Source organism: Streptococcus suis, from assembly GCF_019794615.1.
Taxonomy (GTDB): domain Bacteria; phylum Bacillota; class Bacilli; order Lactobacillales; family Streptococcaceae; genus Streptococcus; species Streptococcus suis_AI.
In genome coordinates, this window is record NZ_JAIMDU010000061.1 from 1 (window position 1) to 4,850 (window position 4,850).

Genomic DNA, 4,850 nt, shown 5'->3' on the forward strand with positions numbered 1-4,850 from the left:
CTCAATCCATCAGTGGAGGAAAATTCTTGAGTTTAAGAGAGTTAAACCAAATATTATTATTAGAAAAAGGAACGGGTTTTGAAAAATACAACAAAGGGAATGATTCGATAAAGATTATCTTTGACTATTTGCTTTTTTTAGCGTAAAATAGAAAGGAAAGACAAAAAAGGAGAAAAGCCTTGGAACTTAACGTATTTGCAGGACAAGAAAAAAGCGAACTTTCCATGATTGAAGTAGCTCGTGCTATTTTGGAAGAACGTGGACGTGACAATGAAATGTATTTCAACGACTTGGTCAATGAAATTCAAAATTACCTAGAAAAATCAAATAGCGAAATTCGTGCAGCTCTACCAATCTTCTATTCAGATTTGAATGTGGATGGTAGCTTTATCCCACTTGGGGATAATAAATGGGGTCTTCGTTCATGGTATGCTATCGATGAGATCGACGAAGAAGTGATTACTCTTGAAGAAGATGATGATGCACCAAAACGTAAGAAAAAACGTGTCAATGCCTTCATGGATGGAGATGATGATGCCATTGATTATGGTAATGATGATCCAGAAGATGAAGATGGTTACGAAGATACGGATGAATCAGGATATGACGATGAAAATCCTGATGATGAAAAAGATGAAGTGGAATCATACGATTCTGAAATAAATGAAATCATTCCAGAAGACGACTTAGTTGATGAGGATGTTGATTTGGCTGAAGATGACGATGATGATGATTATTCCGACGACGAAAATTTGGAAGATTAAAATCAATTGACAAGTTAGCTAAATTGCGATAAGATAATATCGGGCACCTCTTTTGAGGTCGGAGCTCCCTAGTTCATAGGGAGCTATTTTTGTTTTTTCGTCAGGTTAGTAAAAGGATCTTCCCCAAGATCTTTCGATTAGCTTGATTTGTAGAAAGGGAGTTTGTATGACAAAATATATTTTTGTAACAGGTGGTGTGGTTTCATCTATTGGTAAAGGGATTGTGGCAGCCAGCCTTGGTCGTCTATTGAAAAACCGTGGACTGAAGGTAACCATTCAAAAATTTGACCCATATATCAATATTGATCCAGGAACCATGAGTCCTTACCAGCATGGGGAAGTGTTTGTGACGGATGATGGTGCAGAAACTGATTTGGATTTAGGTCACTATGAACGTTTTATTGATATCAACCTCAATAAGTATTCAAATGTTACAACTGGTAAAATTTATAGCGAAGTCCTTCGTAAAGAACGTAAAGGTGAGTATTTGGGCGCAACTGTTCAAGTGATTCCTCATATTACGGATGCTTTGAAAGATAAAATTAAACGAGCTGCTCGTACTACAGATGCGGATGTCATCATCACGGAAGTAGGTGGTACAGTTGGTGATATTGAAAGTCTACCTTTCCTTGAAGCGCTTCGTCAAATGAAAGCGGATGTGGGTTCAGATAATGTCATGTATATCCACACGACACTTCTACCCTACCTTAAGGCGGCTGGTGAAATGAAAACAAAACCAACCCAGCATTCTGTTAAAGAACTGCGTGGTCTGGGGATTCAACCAAATATGTTGGTGATTCGTACTGAGCAACCAGCTGGTCAAGGAATTAAAAATAAATTGGCTCAATTCTGTGATGTGGCTCCAGAAGCTGTTATTGAATCACTGGATGTTGAGCATCTTTATCAAATTCCGCTGAATATGCAAGCCCAAAACATGGATCAAATCGTTTGCGACCATTTGAAATTAGATGTGCCACCAGCAGATATGACAGAGTGGACTGCAATGGTAGACAAGGTATTGAACTTGAAGAAAACGGTAAAAATTGCCCTAGTTGGTAAATATGTTGAACTTCAGGATGCCTATATTTCAGTTGTCGAAGCCTTAAAACATTCCGGGTATGCTAATGATGCTACTATCGAATTAGACTGGGTCAATGCCAATGATTTAACAGCTGAAAATGTAGAGGAGTGTCTTAGCCAAGCCCAAGGGATTATCGTTCCTGGTGGATTTGGTCAACGTGGAACAGAAGGTAAGATTCAAGCTATTCGATATGCGCGTGAAAATGATGTGCCAATGCTAGGTGTTTGTCTGGGAATGCAATTGACTTGTGTTGAGTTTGCTCGGAACGTTCTAGGCTTGGAAGGTGCTAATAGCTTTGAATTAGACCCAGAGACTAAATATCCAATCATTGACATCATGCGTGACCAAATTGGAGTAGAAGACCTTGGCGGAACACTTCGTTTAGGCTTGTATCCAAGTAAACTCAAACGTGGCTCAAAGGCTGCTGCAGCTTATGATAACCAAGAGGTTGTGCAATGTCGTCACCGTCATCGCTACGAGTTTAATAATGCATTCCGTGAACAATTTGAAAATGCAGGATTTGTCTTTTCAGGAGTATCACCTGACAACCGATTGGTAGAAATTGTTGAAATTCCAGAAAATAAATTCTTCGTTGCTTGTCAATACCATCCAGAATTGCAATCTCGTCCAAATCGTCCAGAAGGTTTGTATACAGCTTTTGTTACGGCAGCGATTGAAAACAAATAACTGCCATGTTGAAGAGGAATACATGGTTTCAGTGGATTCCTCTTTCCTATTTTTATCAATTAGATGCTATTTTATCACCGATTGATAAGAACATAATTATATTTGTGTAAAAAATGACAGAATATTTGTGCTTTCCAAATGGTGATTTTATGGTATAATATGTCGGTGTGTTTATTATTGAACAGACGAAAGAGGAAAAAATGACAAAAGAACAAGAATTTTTAAAAGAATTTGAAGCTTGGGTGAATACACAAGTCATGGTCAATGAAATGGCTGTTGAAGAAAGTCGCCGTATCTTGGAAGAAGACAAAGATGAGCGTGCTGCGGATGCATATATTCGTTATGAGAGCAAGCTGGATGCCTATCGCTTTATTCAAGGGAAATTTGCCAACTACCACGCTGGTAAAGGATTTCATGATTTACCAGATGAACTGATTGGTCAAAGGCATTATTAAGGAGAGGAGTAACCATTGGCAAAGAAAAAAGTAAATCGAAAAAAACTATTAAAAAAACAACTATCAGACTTGAAACGTGCAGGTCGTGTAGGTCTTGAAACTGCTCGTGGAGCTGTTGAGACAGTCGCACATCAGGCTGAAACTTTCGTAGAACATGCTGTGGAACAAGTGAAAGAAGTTGTTGCAGAGGTGACTTCTTCAGCGGCTTCATTGGAAGACTTTTTGGCACTTACTGAGTTGGAAGGCATTGCGGTAGCACGTTTGGAAACTTTCTATGAAGCAGGTATTCAATCTGTAGCTGATTTTGCAAACCACACAGAAAAGGATCTCTTGGCTCTTAAAGGCATCGGTCCTGCAACCATCAAGCAGTTGAAAGAAAAAGGGATTGAGTTGAAAGCTTAATATAACAGAAACCAACTGAAATGAGTTGGTTTTTTCTTGTTCTCTTGCTATAATGGAATTAGAATATTCAAGGAGAAAAGCTTATGGCAAAGAAGAAAAATAGGAAGAAAGAATTAAAGAAACAACAAAAGTTGGATATCAAGGTCCTGAAACAAGAGGAAGCGGAATTATTTGAATTTTTCCATAAAAAACCAACTATTGTTGAGCGGCGGACGATACAAAATTATGATGATCAAAAAACAGCCATATTTCAAGAGTTTGAAAGAACGGGTGTAGAACCAGATTATAGGCAGATCAATCATCAGTTGGCAGATGGGACGTTTTCTTTTTCGGAAGACTATGCTTTGTTTAGGAAAGCAATGCACACTCTAAATGCAAGGGCTAGGAAGAAACTGTTGAAGGAAGTTTTGGCGATAAATTCAGATTTTTTTGCGGCACGTTTCCACCTGCTTTTAATCGAGGAAGAACCATTTGAACGTTCTTATTTTGAGAAGGTATATAAGTTCTATCAGCAGGCGCTGGATTTATGGAAGGCTGAAGATTACGCGGATTGGAGTTGTTTTGAAACACGACCAATTCATCAGGGGCTGATGTACTGTTTGGAATATTTTATTGATGAGGGCTTTTATGGTTTGGCCGTGGAAATTATTGAAACATTCCGTTCGCATGGGTTACGTCGCTTCCCTCCTAACTTTTTACCAATCATGTTCTCTTTGTATAACCAATTAGGACAGTACGACAAGGTCGAACAAGCCTATTATGCAGAAGTTCAAAAGGGAAATAAGGATGACGGGGCGCTGCTACATTTATTGATTTCGAAAGTTTTGCAAGGGAAATGGGATGAAGCGGATAAGCTATTTGTCCAACTTGAAAAAATGAACGGAGAGACTAGTTTGTTCTTTGGTGAAGTGGATTGGTTGGATAGAGTTTTGGAAATCGAAGAAAAAGAAGTTTATATTCCATTCACAGAGGAATCCTTGCAAACAGCTCTTTATCCACTGTTTGATTTTCTAAATAATAATATGATTTTAGAGAAATACCTGACGAGATGTTCAGACGATTGGGATAATGATTGTGATTTTGAAGATGATTTCTCCGAAGTAGAATATCACCGAAATATTTCACACTTACATAGGACACTTAGCCATGCGAATGACTGGTTTTCAAATTTAAATAAACCTGAATTTGCAGGTATTCGAATGGACTTGGTTCGTATTTTTACGGAGCAAAAGTTGGCTTCTGAAGCGGATTTTAAGAAAAAGACAGAGAAGGAAATTTTGTCTATAAAAGGAATTGGCCCAGGAACGGTCAAAAAATTAAAAGAAAATGGTGTTGTTTTCAAAAAAGAGAATTAATGAATCATTCCCGTAGTTATTTATTCCCGTCCTATCACCGGATTAGCACCCTATAAAAAGAAAAATCGCCACGTTAAGTAGCGATTTTTCCCTTTTGTGAGCCTCA

At 38.2% G+C, this 4,850-nt stretch carries 5 protein-coding genes; all 5 read left to right on the forward strand.

What is annotated here, in order from left to right:
• Positions 1–179 precede the first annotated feature (179 nt).
• The 5 genes from rpoE to K6V43_RS11175 all read left to right on the forward strand — a co-directional run bounded on the left by rpoE (position 180) and on the right by K6V43_RS11175 (position 4,744).
• Entirely contained in the window at positions 180–764 is a 585-nt protein-coding gene (gene rpoE / locus K6V43_RS11155) for a DNA-directed RNA polymerase subunit delta (RefSeq protein WP_024391066.1), read from the forward strand.
• Between the two features lie 166 nt (positions 765–930).
• On the forward strand, positions 931–2,532 hold the full coding sequence (pyrG, locus tag K6V43_RS11160) for a CTP synthase (RefSeq protein ID WP_222383131.1): 1,602 nt from the start codon (positions 931–933) through the stop codon (positions 2,530–2,532).
• Between the two features lie 200 nt (positions 2,533–2,732).
• Entirely contained in the window at positions 2,733–2,987 is a 255-nt protein-coding gene (locus K6V43_RS11165) for a DUF1912 family protein (protein ID WP_172018303.1), read from the forward strand.
• A gap of 15 nt (positions 2,988–3,002) precedes the next feature.
• Positions 3,003–3,389, forward strand: coding sequence for a helix-hairpin-helix domain-containing protein (locus K6V43_RS11170; protein ID WP_222383132.1), 387 nt, complete (start codon positions 3,003–3,005; stop codon positions 3,387–3,389).
• An 83-nt stretch (positions 3,390–3,472) separates the two neighbouring features.
• Positions 3,473–4,744 carry a hypothetical protein gene (locus K6V43_RS11175; RefSeq protein WP_222383133.1) on the forward strand — a complete coding sequence of 424 codons (1,272 nt, stop codon included), beginning with the start codon at positions 3,473–3,475 and terminating at the stop codon, positions 4,742–4,744.
• Positions 4,745–4,850 lie beyond the last annotated feature (106 nt).